Annotated in this window: 19 protein-coding genes; 1 reads left to right on the plus strand and 18 read right to left on the minus strand. The window is 60.4% G+C overall.

Features of this window, described 5'->3' with window-relative positions; genetic code table 11:
- Window positions 1-46: 46 nt before the first annotated feature.
- From nuoH to upp, 18 genes are all read right to left on the minus strand, one after another.
- Window positions 47-1,036: an NADH-quinone oxidoreductase subunit NuoH gene (gene nuoH / locus G463_RS0104780; protein ID WP_026974247.1), complete on the minus strand. Its 990-nt coding sequence runs from the start codon at window positions 1,034-1,036 to the stop codon at window positions 47-49.
- Window positions 1,036-2,157, minus strand: coding sequence for an NADH-quinone oxidoreductase subunit D (locus G463_RS0104785; RefSeq protein WP_026974248.1), 1,122 nt, complete (start codon window positions 2,155-2,157; stop codon window positions 1,036-1,038). Before G463_RS0104785 ends, nuoH begins: the two co-directional genes overlap by 1 nt.
- Window positions 2,158-2,211: 54 nt before the next feature.
- A complete protein-coding gene (locus G463_RS18860; RefSeq protein ID WP_051321944.1) occupies window positions 2,212-2,739 on the minus strand; it encodes an NADH-quinone oxidoreductase subunit C in 528 nt (175 codons plus the stop codon).
- The gene (locus tag G463_RS0104795; protein WP_084171224.1) at window positions 2,736-3,284 is read right to left on the minus strand and encodes a NuoB/complex I 20 kDa subunit family protein; all 549 of its coding nucleotides are present in this window, start codon (window positions 3,282-3,284) and stop codon (window positions 2,736-2,738) included. The genes G463_RS18860 and G463_RS0104795 overlap by 4 nt, the downstream gene beginning before the upstream one ends.
- Window positions 3,272-3,652 carry an NADH-quinone oxidoreductase subunit A gene (locus tag G463_RS0104800; protein WP_026974250.1) on the minus strand — a complete coding sequence of 127 codons (381 nt, stop codon included), beginning with the start codon at window positions 3,650-3,652 and terminating at the stop codon, window positions 3,272-3,274. Before G463_RS0104800 ends, G463_RS0104795 begins: the two co-directional genes overlap by 13 nt.
- Window positions 3,653-3,967: 315 nt before the next feature.
- The gene (locus G463_RS0104805; protein WP_026974251.1) at window positions 3,968-4,405 is read right to left on the minus strand and encodes a F0F1 ATP synthase subunit epsilon; all 438 of its coding nucleotides are present in this window, start codon (window positions 4,403-4,405) and stop codon (window positions 3,968-3,970) included.
- Window positions 4,406-4,534: 129 nt separating this feature from the next.
- Entirely contained in the window at window positions 4,535-5,941 is a 1,407-nt protein-coding gene (gene atpD / locus G463_RS0104810; RefSeq protein WP_026974252.1) for a F0F1 ATP synthase subunit beta, read from the minus strand.
- A gap of 92 nt (window positions 5,942-6,033) precedes the next feature.
- Window positions 6,034-6,891, minus strand: coding sequence for an ATP synthase F1 subunit gamma (atpG, locus tag G463_RS0104815; RefSeq protein ID WP_026974253.1), 858 nt, complete (start codon window positions 6,889-6,891; stop codon window positions 6,034-6,036).
- Between the two features lie 89 nt (window positions 6,892-6,980).
- On the minus strand, window positions 6,981-8,489 hold the full coding sequence (gene atpA, locus G463_RS0104820; protein WP_026974254.1) for a F0F1 ATP synthase subunit alpha: 1,509 nt from the start codon (window positions 8,487-8,489) through the stop codon (window positions 6,981-6,983).
- Window positions 8,490-8,594: 105 nt separating this feature from the next.
- Complete coding sequence (gene atpH / locus G463_RS0104825; RefSeq protein ID WP_026974255.1) at window positions 8,595-9,146, minus strand: ATP synthase F1 subunit delta; 552 nt, start codon at window positions 9,144-9,146, stop codon at window positions 8,595-8,597.
- Window positions 9,143-9,634 (minus strand): F0F1 ATP synthase subunit B, encoded by a 492-nt coding sequence (gene atpF, locus G463_RS0104830; RefSeq protein WP_245575689.1) that lies wholly within the window; start codon window positions 9,632-9,634, stop codon window positions 9,143-9,145. The genes atpH and atpF overlap by 4 nt, the downstream gene beginning before the upstream one ends.
- A gap of 62 nt (window positions 9,635-9,696) precedes the next feature.
- The gene (atpE, locus tag G463_RS0104835) at window positions 9,697-9,909 is read right to left on the minus strand and encodes an ATP synthase F0 subunit C (RefSeq protein ID WP_026974257.1); all 213 of its coding nucleotides are present in this window, start codon (window positions 9,907-9,909) and stop codon (window positions 9,697-9,699) included.
- Between the two features lie 99 nt (window positions 9,910-10,008).
- Window positions 10,009-10,746, minus strand: coding sequence for a F0F1 ATP synthase subunit A (atpB, locus tag G463_RS0104840; protein WP_026974258.1), 738 nt, complete (start codon window positions 10,744-10,746; stop codon window positions 10,009-10,011).
- A 44-nt stretch (window positions 10,747-10,790) separates the two neighbouring features.
- Window positions 10,791-11,162: an ATP synthase subunit I gene (locus G463_RS0104845; protein ID WP_026974259.1), complete on the minus strand. Its 372-nt coding sequence runs from the start codon at window positions 11,160-11,162 to the stop codon at window positions 10,791-10,793.
- A complete protein-coding gene (locus G463_RS18865) occupies window positions 11,159-11,413 on the minus strand; it encodes an AtpZ/AtpI family protein (protein WP_035485775.1) in 255 nt (84 codons plus the stop codon). Before G463_RS18865 ends, G463_RS0104845 begins: the two co-directional genes overlap by 4 nt.
- A 637-nt stretch (window positions 11,414-12,050) precedes the next feature.
- Window positions 12,051-13,235: an acetyl-CoA C-acetyltransferase gene (locus G463_RS0104855; RefSeq protein WP_026974260.1), complete on the minus strand. Its 1,185-nt coding sequence runs from the start codon at window positions 13,233-13,235 to the stop codon at window positions 12,051-12,053.
- A gap of 216 nt (window positions 13,236-13,451) precedes the next feature.
- Window positions 13,452-14,579 carry a non-hydrolyzing UDP-N-acetylglucosamine 2-epimerase gene (gene wecB, locus G463_RS0104865; RefSeq protein WP_035485779.1) on the minus strand — a complete coding sequence of 376 codons (1,128 nt, stop codon included), beginning with the start codon at window positions 14,577-14,579 and terminating at the stop codon, window positions 13,452-13,454.
- A 53-nt stretch (window positions 14,580-14,632) separates the two neighbouring features.
- Complete coding sequence (gene upp, locus G463_RS0104870; RefSeq protein WP_026974262.1) at window positions 14,633-15,262, minus strand: uracil phosphoribosyltransferase; 630 nt, start codon at window positions 15,260-15,262, stop codon at window positions 14,633-14,635.
- Between the two features lie 377 nt (window positions 15,263-15,639).
- Here upp and G463_RS0104880 point away from each other — a divergent pair, with 377 nt between their 5' ends.
- Complete coding sequence (locus tag G463_RS0104880) at window positions 15,640-16,806, plus strand: MGDG synthase family glycosyltransferase (RefSeq protein WP_026974263.1); 1,167 nt, start codon at window positions 15,640-15,642, stop codon at window positions 16,804-16,806.
- Window positions 16,807-16,825: the final 19 nt, after the last annotated feature.

Raw genomic sequence — 16,825 nt, forward strand, 5'->3', positions numbered from 1 at the left:
TCCACCGCCGCCACGGACGGTTTGGGCCTCCGCGCCTTCCACCGCGTCACCAAAACGCCTTGATAAACCCGGTCAGCACCAGGTTCACCAGGGAAACCGGCAGCAACACCTTCCAACTGAACGTCATCAACTGGTCCACGCGCATGCGGGGCAGCGTGGCCTGCAGCCAAAATTGAAAGAAGATGAAGAGCACAACTTTGATGGCGAACCAGAGCCATCCCGGCAGCCACGGACCGCTCCATCCGCCGAGGAACAGTGTCGCACACAGGCCCGCCATCGCGAACAGATACACGTACTCCGTGAGCATGAAGAAGGCGAAGCGAAAGCCCGAGTACTCGACGTGGTAGCCGGCGACCAATTCCGATTCGGCCTCCGGCAAGTCAAACGGCGTCCGGTTCAATTCCGCCGTCGAAGCCACCAGGAAGACCAGAAAGCCGAGAATTTGCGGAATGACGTTCCACCAGCCCGAGTGCTGCTGCGCGAGCACAATGTCGTTCAAATTGAGCGATCCGGCCATCAGCACCACCCCGACCAAGGACAGGCCGAGCGGAATCTCATACGACAGCATCTGCGCCGCGCTGCGCATGCCGCCAATCAGTGCGTACTTGTTGTTGGACGCCCAACCGGCCAACATCACGCCGTGAATCGTGATGGCCGACACTGCCAGGTAGAACAACACGCCAATGCTCAGGTTGGCGGTGAATACGTGGTGCGCGCTGAACGGCACCACCGCCAGGACCAGGAACGACGGCACAAACGCCAACACCGGCGCCAACAGAAACAGCGGCCGGTCCGCGCTGGCTGGTACCACATCTTCTTTGATCAACAATTTGATGATATCAGCAATCGTTTGAAACAGGCCCAGCGGCCCCACGCGATTCGGCCCAATCCGCAGCTGCATCCAGCCGAGCAGCTTGCGCTGCACGTAAATCGTGTAGGTCACCACGCCCAGGGCCAGCACCAACACAATCACAGCCCCGAGCACCATGGCCAGGACGGAGGGCAGCGTCAACGGCTGCGTCTGCCAGTTGCCCATCAGGCGTCCACCTCCCCGAGCACGATGTCGACCGCGCCGAGAATGGCAATCAGATTGGCCATGTTCTGTCCGCGCAGCAACTTCGGCAGCAGCTGGAGGTTCAGGAACGACGGCTTGCGGATTTTCATGCGATACGGTTTGTCCTTCCCATCGCTGACAATATAGAATCCGAGTTCGCCGCGCGCCCCTTCGATGCCACTGTAATACTCGCCCGCCGGCACCCGAATCAGCTTGGGCACCTTGCCGAGCACGGGACCGTCCGGCACCTGCTGCAATGCCTGCGCGACAATCTTCAGCGATTCATTCATTTCCAGCAGGTGGAGGTAGTAGCGGTCAAAACAGTCCCCGTTTTGCCCCACCGGAATCTCGAAGTCGAAGCGGTCGTAGATGCTGTACGGTTTGTTGCGCCGCAAGTCCCAGCGAAATCCGGTGGATCGTAAATTGATGCCGCTCATCCCGTGCGCCAGGGCGGTGTCCGTGTCAAACACCCCAATCCCGCGCGTGCGCGCGAGAAAGATTTCGTTGCCTGTGATGAGCTCGTCGTACATGCTGAGCCGCTCCTGCATATACCGGACGAACGCCTCCACCTTGTCCAGCCATCCGGGCGGCGCATCCCACTTGACGCCGCCTACCCGCAGGTAGTTGTAGGTGAGACGCGCGCCGCAGATTTCGTTGAACAGCTGGACAATCTGCTCGCGGTCCGCAAACACGTACAGGAACGGACTCATCGCCCCCAAATCCAGCAGGTACGTACCGATGAACAACAGATGCGACGCCACCCGCTGCAGTTCCATCACGATGATCCGCAGGTACTCCGCACGCTCCGGAATTTCCAGTTCCAATGCCTGTTCCACCGTGTGACAGAACGCGTAGTTGTTCAGCATGGCCGCCAGGTAATCGAGGCGGTCCGTGTACGGGATGATTTGTGTGTACTGCAGGTCTTCCGCCAGTTTCTCAGTGCCGCGATGCAGGTAGCCAATCACGGGCTCCGCGTCGAGAATGGTCTCCCCGCTGATTTTGACCACCAACCGAAAGACGCCGTGCGTACTCGGGTGTTGGGGCCCCACATTGAGCAGCATCTCTTCTGTGCGAATCTGGTTTTGCTCATCGATGAGCGACACGTCGTTCCCCCGCTTTCCTCCCATACCAATCCTGTGTGCCGCGTCGCGGTTCGGTCATGTCTCCCACGCGCTGTAATCCTTGCGCAGCGGATGGCCGACAAAGTCGGCGTCCAACATAATTCGGCGCAGGTCGGGATGTCCCGTGAACGTCACACCGAGCAGGTCGTAGATTTCACGTTCCTCCCAGTTCACGCCGGGGTGCACGCCGCACAGCGATGGAACTTCGGCCGGATTGCGCGGCGTGCGCGTCTTCAGACAGACGAAATGCCCGAGGTCCGTGGACTGCACGTAAAGGACAATCTCGATATAATCGGAATAATCGGTCCCAGCCATGCATTCCACGTAGTTCAGGTGGTACTCGGTGCTCTCCTTGAGGAGTGAAACCACCTCGACCCAATCCTCGCGTCGAATGCGAAGCATCGGATGCACATGGGCCGCGCCGCATTCCTCCACCGCCTTGGGCGACAACAGCGCCGAGATGTAGGCGCGGATTTCCTCGGCCGCGGCCTTCGCGGCTTCCACCCTGGGGTTTGGCGGCGGCGGAGCTTTCTTCTTGACCGTAGGCTTGGCATCTTCGCTCATGCCTCGCTCACCCGCTTCCCTCGCGCTTCTCGACGAATTTTGTCCTGCAACAGATTGATTCCGTAAATCAGCGCTGGCGGAGACGGCGGACAACCCGGAATGTACACGTCCACCGGCACCACTTGATCCACACCCTTGAGGACCGAGTAGCTGTTCACGTAGGGACCGCCGGCGGTGGCGCACACCCCCATGGCGATGACCCACTTGGGCTCCGCCATCTGGTCGTACAGCCGACGAAGCAGCGGCGCCATTTTCTTGGTCACCGTGCCCGCCACAATCATGACGTCCGCCTGGCGCGGCGAGGCCCGGAAGATGACGCCAAACCGGTCCAAATCATAATGCGCGGCGCCAGCGCCCATCATTTCAATGGCGCAGCAGGCGAGGCCGAACGTCAGCGGCCACAGGCTGTTGCTGCGCGCCCAGCCTTTGAGCGTTTCAAGGGATTGCAACAGGACGCCCGCCTGCCGCAATTCCGCGTTCTCCTCGGGCGTCAACCCTTCGTACTCCAACACCGGCAGCTTGGAGGCGGGATTCATTCGTTCCATTCCAACACCTTCTTTCTCCAGGCGTACACCAACCCAATCACGAGAAGAAAGAGGAAGATGATCATTTCAACAAACGCGAACCGGCCGAGTTGATGAAAACTGGCCGCCCACGGGTAGAGAAACAAGGTTTCGACATCAAACACGACAAACAGGAGTGCAAATAGGTAGTAACGGGCATGATAGCGGACGTGTGCGTCGCCAAACGGCTGGACACCGCTTTCATAGGTCGTCCGTTTGGCGTCGTTGGGCCGCGCCGGACGCAGCATCGGGCCAAGCACCCACAGAGCGCCGACCGGCAAGAGGATGCCGAGGATGAGGAAAATGACAAGAAACAGTTCGTTGTTCCACGCTTGGAACAGATGTGCCATGGCTGTCCCTCCAGGCAGAATCTCGCGCTTGTACCTGACCTGTACCTCCATTGTACTTCATGGGCGCGGGCCTTCAATCCCGCGCAGATAAGAAACCGCAGAACGGTGATCTGCGGCCACGCGACGCAATGCCGCATTGAAAGATTTGACTTTTTCGCTCTGTTCTGATGAAAGGTCCTTCCCAAGTATAGCAAAGGTCATTTTGCCTGTAAAACCAAAAGCTGGACAGGCACCGTTCGGTACCTGTCCAGCGTTGTTTCCGCCCGCCGACCACCAGCGGCCGCTCGGCGGAGAATGACGGTATGCACGAGCGATTCACTTCTGATTTCCAGATCCCAACACATTGCCGGCCTTTCCGGACAGCTCAACGACTTCCAACCGCCGCAGCGCTCGCTGCAGCGCGAGTTCCGCCCGCAGCACATCAACGCCTTCGCGCTGTGCCAGGCGACGTTCCGCGCGCTCCTTGGCGGCCTGCGCGCGCGCCACATCAATCATCGATGCCAATTCTGCGGCATCCGCGAGAATGGTCACCTTGTCCGGCTGGATTTCCAAAAATCCGCCGTTGACGTTGATGTAGTCCTCTCCCGCGTCGGTCCGCACCTTGACGATGCACGGCTTGACGGTCGCCGCAAGCGGAGCGTGGTGCGGCAGGATGCCCAATTCGCCGCCGCCGGTGAGCACGGTAATGAAGTTGACCTGTTCAGACACAACCAGGCGCTCTGGTGTGACTACTTCCAGCAGTACGCTACTCATGTCAACCTCCTGTCTGCCGTTAGGGAGGAGCCGTCGGCGCGGTCGGTCACGCGCGCGGATCCACCGCTGACGGCGTCAAACTGCGCGGCGCGCCCGGATGAACCAGGCGTTCGCGCGACCGTGATCCCGTCAGACCGCGAGCCCGTCCGCCTTCGCCGCGGCGACCACTTCATCGATGGTGCCCTTGTAGCGGAAGTACGGCTCCGGAATGTCGTCGTGTTTCCCTTCGAGAATTTCCTTGAAGCTGCGCACGGTGTCCTTGACCGGCACGTACTTGCCCGGCAGGCCCGTGAAGGCCTCGCCGACGAAGAACGGCTGCGACAGGAAGTTTTGGATCTTCCGGGCGCGCTGCACCGTCAACTTATCCTCATCGGTCAGTTCATCCATACCGAGGATGGCAATGATGTCCTGCAGTTCGCGGTAGCGCTGCAGCACCTGCTGGACACCGCGGGCAACCTGGTAGTGCTCCTCGCCCACCACGTCCGGCGACAGCGCGCGGGACGTGGATGCCAGCGGATCGACCGCGGGATACAGCCCCATTTCGGCGATGCGGCGATCCAGGTTCGTCGTGGCATCCAAGTGCGCGAACGTGTTGGCCGGCGCCGGGTCGGTGTAGTCGTCGGCCGGCACGTAAATGGCCTGAATGGACGTGACCGATCCTTTGACGGTGGATGCAATCCGTTCCTGCAACTGGCCCATTTCCGTCGCCAGGGTCGGTTGATATCCGACGGCCGAAGGCATACGTCCGAGCAGAGCGGACACTTCGGAACCAGCCTGTGTGAAACGGAAAATGTTGTCCACGAAGAACAGCACGTCGCGCTGCTCCACATCGCGGAAGTATTCGGCCATGGTGAGTCCGGTCAACGCCACGCGGAGACGAGCTCCGGGCGGTTCGTTCATCTGGCCGAACACCATGGCGGTCTTGTCGATGACGCCGCCTTCCTTCATTTCGTGGTACAGATCGTTTCCTTCGCGCGTACGTTCACCGACTCCGGCGAACACGGAGTAGCCGCCGTGCTCCGACGCGATGTTGTGAATGAGCTCCTGAATCAGGACCGTCTTGCCGACGCCGGCACCGCCGAACAGACCGATCTTGCCGCCCTTGACGTACGGCGCGAGCAGGTCGATGACCTTGATGCCGGTCTCAAAAATCTCCATGCTGGTGGTGAGTTCGCTGAAGTCCGGCGCATTCCGGTGAATCGACCACGTTTCCTTGGTCTCTGCCGGCCCCTGTTCGTCAATCGTTTCACCGAGCACGTTGAAGATGCGGCCCAGCGTGCCCTGGCCGACCGGCACGGAAATCGGGCGGCCGGTATCCGTCACTTCCATGCCGCGCACCACGCCATCCGTGGAGGACATGGCAACGGTGCGCACCACGTTGTCGCCGAGGTGCAGGGCGACTTCCAGCGTCAGGTGAATCGACACCTCACCGTCGTGGTCGATGCGCAGCGCGTTATTGATGGCCGGCAACTGGCCTTCTGCAAACCGCACGTCGACGACGGGGCCCATTACCTGCACAACCTGTCCCTTGTTCAAGCAAGTCCCTCCTCTGGCCCATCCGGCGCGACTGTGAGCGCTGCACCGGAGAGGCATCTGTATTCATCCGTTCAAACGGGGCGCCAAAAGTGTTACTTCAGCGCTTCGGCACCGCCTACGATTTCGACAATCTGTGTGGTAATCGCCGCTTGCCGCGCGCGGTTCAGCTGCAAGGTCAGCGACTCAATCATTTCCTTCGCCGCGTCGGTCGCGTTGCCCATCGCGGTCATCTGCGCGCCGTGGAAGCTCGCCTTGGCGTCGAGCACCGCCTGGTACACGAGGGTCTCGGCATAGCGCGGCAACAGCGACGCAAACACAGTCTCGGCGTCCGGCTCGAACAGGTACTGCGCGGAGCTCGCCGGCGCCTCGCCGACGTCGGACAGCGGCAGCACCTTTTTCACCACCGGCCGCTGCGTGACCGGATTGATGAACTCGTTGTAGATGAAATACAGTTCATCAAACTGTTCATCGGCGTACGCTTGGACCACCTGCGTCGCCAAATCCCGAACACTGTCATAGGTCGGCACATCCGGCACACCGACGACCTCGCCGCCGACCGGATAGCCGTGCTTGCGGAAAAAGTCTCTGCCGCGGCGACCGATGGCGTAGATCACGTACGTGTCCTTGTCGCGGCGGCGAAACTCCTGCAGCGCGGTGCGGATGATCTGCGAATTATAGGGTCCAGCCAATCCGCGATCGCCCGTGATCACCAGATACCCGGTGCGACGAATGGGGCGTTCGGCCAACAGCGGATGCTTCACCCAACGCGCCGACTTCGAAATTCCCGCCAGCATGCTCTGCATCTTGGCGAGATACGGCTTCGACTGCTGCACCGCCTCCTGCACCCGGCGGAGTTTGGCAGCCGCCACCATCTCCATCGCCTTGGTGATTTGCGCGGTGTTCTTTGTACTTTGAATCCGCCGCTTGATATCCCGCTGGTTCTGTGGCACTCTGCTCACCACCTTTTTCCGGGTTCGGGGTCCCGTCGCGTCAGAGCGCCGCAGACCCCGTCACCCAACCCTGTATTCCGATGTCGGCATCAACCGACAAACGTCTGCTTGAACTTGGCCACCGCTTCTTTCAGCAGCGCCACGGTGTCGTCCTTCAGGTCGCCGGTGGAAACGATGTTCTCGTAGATCTGCGGATACTGGGACGCGACAAACGCCAGCCACTCCGTCTCGAACTTGCGTACGGAAGCCACCGGAATGTCGTCCACATGCCCGTTGACCACGGCCCACAGCGATACAACCTGACGTTCCATCGCCATCGGCTCGTATTGACCCTGCTTCAGGATCTCAACCGTGCGTTCGCCGCGGGCAAGGCGCGCCTGCGTCGCCTTGTCGAGGTCGGAGCCAAACTGCGCGAACGCCTGCAATTCACGGTACTGCGCCAGGTCGAGGCGCAGCGTGCCGGCCACTTTCTTCATCGCCTTCGTCTGCGCGGAACCGCCGACGCGGGAGACAGAGATACCGACGTTGACCGCCGGGCGAACGCCGGAGTAGAACAGGTCGGACTCCAGGAAGATCTGCCCGTCGGTGATGGAGATAACGTTGGTCGGGATGTACGCCGACACGTCACCGGCCTGCGTTTCAATGAACGGCAGCGCGGTCAGAGATCCGCCGCCATTGGCTTCATTCAGCTTCGCGGCGCGTTCCAACAGGCGGGAGTGCAGGTAGAACACGTCGCCAGGGTACGCTTCGCGTCCGGGCGGACGACGGAGCAACAGGGACATTTCGCGGTACGCAGCGGCTTGCTTGGACAGGTCGTCGTAGACCACCAGCGCGTGGCCGCCATTGTACAGGAAGTACTCGCCCATCGCGCAGCCCGCGTACGGAGCGAGGTAGAGCAGCGGCGCTGGATCGGATGCGTTTGCCGCCACCACGATGGTGTATTCGAGGGCACCGTGTTTGCGCAGCGTTTCCACCACGCGGGCGACCGTGGATTGCTTCTGGCCGATGGCGACGTAGATGCACATCACGCCCTTGCCCTTTTGGTTGATGATGGTGTCAATGGCGATAGCCGTCTTCCCCGTCTGCCGGTCGCCGATGATGAGCTCGCGTTGTCCGCGGCCAATCGGAATCATCGCGTCGATGGCTTTGATGCCCGTCTGCAGCGGTTCATGCACCGATTTACGCACAATGACCCCCGGCGCCGGCGATTCAATCGGCCGGTAATGCGGGGTTTCAATGGGGCCCCGGTTGTCCAGCGGTTGCCCGAGCGGGTTCACCACGCGGCCGAGCAGCGCTTCACCCACCGGCACGTTGGCAATGCGGCCAGTCCGTTTGACCTGGTCCCCTTCCTGAATGCCGACGACCGAACCGAGGACGATGACGCCCACGTTGTCCTCTTCCAAGTTGAATGCGATGCCGAACGTTCCGTTGCTGAATTCCACCAGTTCACCGGCCATCACGTTGTCCAAACCGTAGATGCGGGCAATCCCGTCACCCACCTGGAGAACGACGCCGGTGTCCTGCACTTGCACTTCTGATTCGAACTGTTCGATTTGCTTGCGAATCAGTGCGCTGATTTCATCAGGTCGGATACTCAATGCATTCCCTCCTCGCTTCACAGAGCCGCCCAACCGACCCGGGCCGCTCCTCGCTCTCAAGCCAGCGCACCGAGCGGAACGCCAAACCTGAGTGTTGCGGGTCTATCACGCTTGCACTGCGCCGTGGCGCAGGAGTCTTCCTCGAAATTGCCGCAGCGCGCCCTGGACCGATGCGTCCAACATCCGATGGCCCATCTGCACCCGGCAGCCCGCCACCAGTTCGGGCCGCACCGCGACCTGGACGTGGACCGTTTTGCCGAGCGCCTGACTCAGTTGCCGCGTCAGCTCGTCCACCTGCGCCTCGGTCATTGGGAACGCCGACTCCACCGTGACGTCCACAATGCCACGCGCCGCCTGCGCCTGCGCGTGGAAAGCCGCTTGCACCGCCAGCAATTCACTGCCGCGGCCGCGTCGAATCAACAGCTGGACGAAGCGAACCACGACCGGATCGACCAAGTTGGCAAACACCTGGCGGAACAGCGCCTGTTTCCGATCCGCGCGAATGACCGGATGTTCGAGCAGCGCGGTCAATTCCGGATGCTCACGCAGGCTGTCCGCAATCAGCTGCAAGCCCTGGTCCACCGCATCGACGAGGCCATGCGCCTCTGCGTACGCAAACAACCCTGCCGTATAGCGACGTGCGACAGCCCCACTCATGACACGAGCTCTCCCAAATTCTTCTGTGCTTCCTTCAGCATTTCTTCATGCACGGGTTCAGAGACGTGGTTGCGCAGCAGTTTCGTGGTGAGTTCCACGGACAGGGCCGCAACCTGCTCCAGCACCTCGTTCAGCGCTTCGGCGCGTTCACGTTCAATCAACTGGCGCCCTTCTTCGAGCAGCCGAGCCGCTTCAGCCTGTGCGGCCTCCACGATGTCCTGCGCCTGCTTCTCCGCGCGAGCGCGGGCTGTTTCCATGATTTCATTGGCCGTCCGGCGCGCTTCCTCGAGCAGTTTCCGTTGCTCCGCCAGAATCCGCTCCGCCTCGGCCCGTCCTTGTTCCGCGGTCGTAATTTCGTTTTCAATATGCTGACGGCGTTGTTCCATCATGTTCGAAAGCGGCTTGTACGACACTTTGTAAATGATGAAAAACACAATCAGAAAGGCAACCAACGAGACAATCATCGTACCTGGTTCAACAATGGTCACACGCGTCACCCCTCTCGTTTGCTCATCGGTTCACCGCGCCACACCCGGCGCGACCACCCGCATCAGGTGAAGAACAGAATCAAACCGAGAGCCAGCATGATGGCCGGGAACGCTTCGACGAACGCCAAACCAATCATGGCGCTACCGAGCAGCGTGCCGCGCGCCTCCGGCTGACGGGAAACGCCTTCAACGAACTTGCTGAACAGAACACCGTTACCAACACCGGAGCCCACCGCCGCGAAGCCAAGCAGAATGGCAGCAGCAATCATGTGCAATTCGTGGTTCATGAAAGAATGCCTCCTCTGAGTTCCCAATTTGGTTGTTTTGCGGCCGTCCCCTTTGGAGCCCGCCGCGCCGGGTTGTCCCGGGTACAATCAGTGATGGTCCACGTTGAAATCCTTGTGGCCCACATACAGCGTGAGCAGCAGCGCGAAGATGTACGCCTGAATCGTGCTCACAAACGCGCTGTACAACAGCCAGATGATGAGCAGCGGCAGACCTGTCGGCACCCAGCCAAACAGCATCGGCATCCGCAGCAGCGCTTCAATCAGCACCTCGCCGGCCAGGATGTTCCCAAACAACCGCATCCCGTGCGTGAGAGGATTTGTGATTTCATCGATGATGGCCATTGGATTGCGGTACTGTTTCAGCCACTTCAGCGGGTGGCGAAGCCCGTACGCGTGGCTCACCAACCAGACCAGGATGGCCAGCGCCAACGCCATGTTCATGTTCTCCGTGGGCGAGTTCAGCAGCGAATACTTCACGTGCGCCTTCAGGCCCAGCGACGGAATGTCGCTCCCCGGCTCAAACTCCCACGTGAAAATCAGTCCCAGCCAGTTTGCGACGAAGAGGTAGGCCATGGTGATGAACGCAAACGGCAGGACGAACCGCGCCCCGGCCGCCGAGGGCATCATGTCGCGGGACATCTTCTGTGTGAACTCGATGGCCCACTCCAGCCAGTTCTGCAACCCCCTGGGACTGCGCATATCCAGCTTGCGCACCACCACCGCGGAGACGATGATGAGAATCAACCCCGCAATGAGCGTCCAGGCGACGGTGACCAGGTCAACCCGATACCAGTGACCACTGAACAAAAATGGATGTTGAGGCACCTTCTCACCTACTTTCGCTGCAAGATTTGCGTGCTCAGGATGGTTCAGGCAGACTTCGACAGACCCGCGACAACGAAGACAAACCCCAGCAAGTAGCCAGCAAGCGCCGCAATGACGTTGGCATGCGGCAATTTGATGGCAATGATGATAACGGCAACCAGAAGGACCATTCGCGTCGCGTACCCAATGGCACCAGAGAGCATCAGGGCCGTTCCCTGCAGGTTATCCCGAAGGTGCCCCTCACGCGTCATACTCCAAACCACGCCCAGTCCACCGACTTCCCCAATCAGCAAGCCATTCAGCACATCCGACCAGGGCGCGACAAGACGCACCAGGGCCGTGAGTCCCAGGCATCCCATCGCCATCCACCGAATCATTCGCAGCCGACGCCGCAATTTCTCAGTGTCTGTATTCACGGCTTCTCTCCCAAAAAATGTTTTGCAAGATACGCAAAACCCGACATCCCGACAATCAATCCAAGCAGGATTCCAACGATGGTCAGGAACGGGTAATGCCACTTGCCCGCCAGGAGGTAGCCCAGAACCCCGAAAACAACCGTACAGGTTGCCAGCTGCAGCACCAGGCTACCCAGTACAACCAACGCCCGGATGGTGCTTGGCCCAGAATTCTGCTGTTGATTTCGGCCGTTGTTCGCGACTTTCTTCACCGCCTGACAACGTTTTGAAAATGGGAAGTCACAGATGTGGAGCGGTACAAAGCATAGGTTCGGCGCATCAGCTACCATTAGGGTTTCCGAACGCAAACCTTCTCAACCGTGAGAGAATTGTCTTCCAATCGGCCGAGGATCTTTGTTTCGCACTGTGAAACAGCAGTTCCTCACAGTGAAATGCCGTAACCCTCGCCTATAGTACCGAATGTTCGTCCCCCTTGTCAACGAAAAAACCGCATTACGGCGCGATTTTCGCGATATTCTCGTAGATGTTCATAAAACTGCCGACATTTCTCCCGTTTGCTCCGGCTAGATACTTCAAGTACTAAAAGAAAGCGCTGTCAGATAGTTGCTTTTTTCCATTCTATACGGTTTTCCGCACCGGGGTCAGTTCACGCGGGATTTAACATAAATTCGCATTTACCGTGCGCTGTTGGATGCAGCGACGACAAGGGTTGGTTCCTGCACACCATCGCCCGGTGGCTGCGGGAACCAACCCATCGTCTGTCATCCTTGCGCAGTCAACGCTTGCGCGCGGATTGGATGCCTGAGAACACCAGGTTGCGCAGCGATACCAGCGCGCACCCGGCGGCCGCCGCTGCATTTCACGCACCGCATCGCCGCTTCAGCAGTTTCACAACCGCTCCACAACCATCGCCACGCCTTGGCCGCCGCCGATGCACAGCGTCGCCAGACCGTAGCGGCCCTGCCGCTTTTGCAGCTCATGGAGCAGCGTCACCAGCACACGCGCGCCACTGGCGCCAATTGGGTGCCCCAGGGCAATGGCGCCGCCGTTCACGTTCAGCTTCTCCGCCGGAAACTCCAGCGCTCGGCCGACTGCCAACGACTGGGCGGCAAACGCCTCATTCGCCTCAATCAAGTCCATATCCGCCACCGTCAGGCCCGCCTTCGACAGCGCCCGCTTGGTCGCGTCAATCGGCCCGAGCCCCATCACCGACGGGTCCACGCCCGCGCTGCCGTAGCTGACAATCCGCGCCAGCGGCTGCAGCCCCAGCTTCTCCGCTCGCTCCGCGCTCATCACCACGAGCGCAGCGGCACCATCGTTGATGCCGGACGCGTTCCCCGCCGTCACCGTTCCGTCCTTCTTGAACGCCGGACGCAGTTTCGAGAGCGCTTCTACGGTCGTGCCGGCCCGCGGAAACTCGTCCGTGTCAAACACCACGGGATCTCCCTTGCGCTGCGGAATGGTCACAGGAACAATTTCGTCCCTAAACCTGCCGGACGCAATTGCGGCCACCGCCTTTTGCTGGCTGTCCGCCGCGAACTGATCCTGCTCCTCGCGCGTCAACCCGTACTGAGCCGCGATGTTCTCTGCGGTAATCCCCATATGCACATCGCAGAACGCGCACCACAGCCCGTCCTGGATCATGCTGTCCACCACCTGCTGATGCCCCATGCGGTAGCCGCCGCGGGCCCCCGGCAGCAGGTACGGCGCGTTGGTCATACTCTCCATACCGCCTGCGACCAGCACGTCCGCGTCGCCCGCGCGAATGGCCTGCGCTGCCAGCATCACCGCTTTCAAGCCCGATCCGCACACCTTGTTGACAGTCATCGCCGGCACATGGTCGCCGAGCCCCGCTTTGATGGACGCCTGGCGCGCGGGATTCTGCCCGAGACCTGCCTGAAGCACATTGCCGAGGATGACTTCTTCCACCTGTTCCTTGTCCACACCCGCTCTCGTCAGGGCCGCCTCCACCACAACCGCCCCGAGATCGGTCGCCTGAAGCGGAGCCAGTGTACCCTGAAAACTCCCGATTGCGGTGCGCACCGCGCTGACAATCACCGCTTCCCTCGTCATGGAAAGCCCTCCTCTTCCCCGTGGAATCTGTCCAATTCCGCGTTGCTCGCCGGAGGATCGCTCCCTCCGCCGCAGCGCGCGGACGCTGGAACGCTCACCATCACTGTCAGTGTAAACCGAACCGCCGCCATTTTGAAAGCGCATTCCATCGCCGCAGCCGCCACGAAACCATAAAAAATACGGGGCGGCCGCAAGCACCGGCTCGCCCCGCCCAATTTACGGTCGATACGTGAACGGCTCCGGCCGCGGACCGCGTCCAAAGTGATGCAGAATGGCCTGCACAATGCGCTCCGATGCGTTCCCGTCGCCGTATGGGTTCTTGCGCCCCGCCATATCCTGATAGGCCGCCTCATCGGTCAACAGCCGCAGCCCTTCGCGAAAAATGTCCGCCTCATCCGTCCCCACCAGTTTCAGCGTACCGGCCGAGATCCCTTCCGGCCGCTCCGTGGTATCCCGCAGCACCAACACGGGAACACCGAGCGATGGCGCCTCCTCCTGAATCCCGCCGGAATCAGTGAGAATCAGCGTCGCCCGCGCCAGGAAGTTGTGATTGTCCACCACCCCGAGCGGATCTATCAGGTGAATGCGCGGATGGTTCCCCAACACCGCGAACGCCACCTCGCGCACACTCGGGTTCAGGTGCACCGGGTAGACCAGATGCACGTCCGGCAGTTCGTCCACCAGTCTGCGCGCCGCCTGGCAAATATGTTGCAGCTTTTCGCCTAAATTTTCCCGCCGATGCGACGTCATGTAGACCATTCGGCTTCCTTGCGGAATCGCGTCCAACACCGGGTGGTGGTACGTCTCCTGCACCGTCGTCTTCATCGCGTCCACCACCGTGTTCCCGGTCACGAACACCCGGTCCGGCGCCTTGCCTTCCCGCCACAGGTTGTCCGCCGCCCACGCGGTCGGCGCAAAGTACAGATCGCACAGCACGTCCGCCAGCTGCCGGTTCATCTCTTCTGGGAACGGACTGTACTTTTCATATGTACGCAATCCGGCCTCCACATGACCGATGGCAATTTGCTGATAAAATGCGGCCAACGCCGCCGCGAACGTCGTGGTGGTGTCCCCGTGCACCAGGACGATGTCCGGTTTGCGCGCCTCCATCACCGACTCCAGTCCCGACAGCGCCTTGCGCGTGATGGTGCCGAGCGTCTGCTTGGGCTCCATGATGTCGAGGTCGTCATCCGGCTCAATGCCAAACACCTCCAACACCTGATCCAACATCTCGCGGTGCTGGGCGGTCACGCAGACCAGGGACTCAATGCCCTCCGTTTGCTTGAGCGCGCTCACCAGCGGCGCCATTTTCACCGCTTCCGGCCGCGTGCCGAAGACCGTCATAACCTTGATGGGCCTATCCACTTCAGGACCTCCTTGTTGTCTTCCAATCCCATTCAGCGCGTTCCAAACAGTCGGTCACCCGCGTCGCCCAGGCCCGGAACGATGTATCCATGGTCGTTCAGCGCTTCGTCGACCGCCGCCACGTAGATGTCCACATCCGGATGGGCGGACTGCACGCGCTCCACGCCCACCGGCGCCGCCACCAAGCACATGAGTTTGATGTTGGTCGCTCCGCGCTGCTTCACCGCATCGATGGCTGCAACGGCCGATCCGCCGGTGGCCAACATCGGATCCACCACAATCACTTCTCGTTCTTCGAGGTGCTGCGGCAGTTTGCAGTAGTATTCCACGGGCTGGAGCGTGTCAGGATTCCGGTACAGGCCCACGTGTCCCACCTTCGCGTTCGGAATCATCGCCAGGATGCCGTCCACCATACCGAGTCCCGCGCGCAGCACGGGCACCAGCGCGAGCGTTTTCCCCTCAATCACCTTGGTCTTGGCCCGCGCAACGGGAGTTTCCACCTCCGTCTCCACCAGCGGCAGCGACCGGGTGATTTCATACGCCATCAGCATGGCCACTTCTTGGACCAACTGGCGAAACTCTTTCGTTCCGGTCTCCTTGGACCGAATGTACGTCAATTTGTGTTGAATCAATGGATGGTCTAATACGTGGACCTGCCCCACGAGTGGCCACTCCTTCTCTTTAGGTTGGTTCAGGCATTTCGTTTTGCCCGGCATCCGTCATATACTATCCAAAGGGTTGTCCGTCGTTGCAATTATACCAGAACCCGGCGCGGCATCGCAGAATCGCCGGATCGATATGGTATAATGTGGACACGTTTTTTACGGCGCATGTTGTTGCAAAATGAAAAGGATATTCCCGGACGATTCGCTCATGCGGTGGGCGTTTTGCAGGATTTGAAGCTGGTGTTCAAATCGGTCAGCCATCGAGTCCGGTGGACATCCCGGACAACGTATGTCGGACGCGAGTGTTTGACGAACACGGAAGATAGGGCATCCGCCGCAGATGCCGTGCAAAACGCTGGAGAGGAAGTGCCCATATGTCTTCATTGCGAAGACTTCTGATTCTGTCCGCCTCGTATGGCGAAGGCCATCAACAGGCTGCGAACGCGGTGCGCGACGCACTGAAAATGATGCACCCGGAGACACATATTGAAATTATCGACTATATGCGAAGCGTGCATCCCATGCTCGATTCCGTGGCCAAGTACTGCTATCTGCAGAGCATTCGCTTCGCACCCGCGCTGTACGGCTGGTTTTACAAAGGCACCAGCCAAATCCCTCCATCGTCGCTGATTCAGCGTCAGCTGAACTCGCTGGGCATCCGCGAGATGGAGGATGTGCTGCAGGCATACAACCCGGATGTGGTGTTTGCAACATTTCCGCAGCCGGCCGGCGTAGTGTCCTACCTCAAGCAGAAGGGGTTGACCGACGTCCCGCTGGCCACGGTCATCACCGACCACGCGATTCACAGCCAGTGGATTCATCCGCTGACCGACGCGTACTTCGTCGGGTCTGAATACGTGCGCCGCGGCATGTTGGCGCGCGGCATCCCGGCGCGAACCATTCACGTCACCGGCATTCCGATTCGCCCGGCGTTCAGGCAGACGTTTGACAAAGCGGCGCTGCGCGCCAAGTACGGACTTCGGGAGGACATCCCAACCGTCCTGGTGATGGGCGGCGCGTACGGTGTGATGGCAGACATCAACCTGATTTGCGAAGAACTGTTCAACTACCCCCATCCGGTGCAGGTGGTGGTGGTCACAGGCCGCAACAAGCGAATGAAGCAACAGCTGGACGAGTCGGTGCAATCGGCGACACAGCCGTCCCGGGTGTACGGCTTCGTGTCGGAAGTGTACGAGCTGATGGCGGTGGCGGATCTGATGCTGACCAAGGCCGGCGGACTGACCATTTCGGAAGCGTTGGCCATGCAGCTCCCCATGCTCCTGTACCGCCCCATTCCGGGACAAGAAGTGCAAAACGCCAAGTTCCTGGTGAGATCCGGTGTGGCTGTGCTGGCGCGAAGCCGCAAACAGGTCAGCGAGCACCTGTATGATCTCCTGGTCGCAAATCCGAAAAAGCGAGAGACGATGAAACAGCGGGCGCTCAAAGTCCGGCGCCTGAACGCCGCAGAAGAAATCGCAAGAACGTTGATTGACCTCGCAAGTCAACGCCAATCCGGGGCAAACTACTCTTACCAGCATTAGGACGGGCACTGCTCGTCCC

This window comes from Alicyclobacillus contaminans DSM 17975 (assembly GCF_000429525.1).
Lineage (GTDB): Bacteria > Bacillota > Bacilli > Alicyclobacillales > Alicyclobacillaceae > Alicyclobacillus_A > Alicyclobacillus_A contaminans.